The organism is Halomonas sp. SIMBA_159, assembly GCF_046536035.1.
Taxonomy (GTDB): domain Bacteria; phylum Pseudomonadota; class Gammaproteobacteria; order Pseudomonadales; family Halomonadaceae; genus Vreelandella; species Vreelandella venusta_A.
This window is the reverse complement of the sequence record NZ_JAWJBT010001269.1, coordinates 1-246: the sequence shown is the minus strand read 5'-3', so window position 1 is coordinate 246 and position 246 is coordinate 1. Positions and strand designations below refer to the sequence as shown.

At 61.4% G+C, this 246-nt stretch carries 1 protein-coding gene; it reads left to right on the top strand.

Annotated elements, in window-relative coordinates:
- Positions 1–246: glycosyltransferase family 2 protein (locus tag R0J87_RS23325; protein WP_498889351.1), on the top strand; the 246-nt coding region annotated here is incomplete at both ends.

The window sequence follows — 246 nt, the reverse complement described above, 5'->3', positions numbered from 1 at the left end:
CGGCCTTCGACCGCGTCGGCGAGCTGGACGAGCGTTTCGGGTTGGGATTCTTCGAGGACGACGACTATTGTCGCAGGCTCGAGCAGGCCGGCTTCGAGGTGCTGTGCGCGGAGGATGTATTTGTCCACCACCATCTGTCGGCAAGCTTCGACAAGCTCAAGAGCCAGGCCAAGCAGGCGCTGTTCGACAAAAACCGCGCGATTTACGAATCTAAGTGGGGTCCGTGGCGGCCCCACCAATACCGCC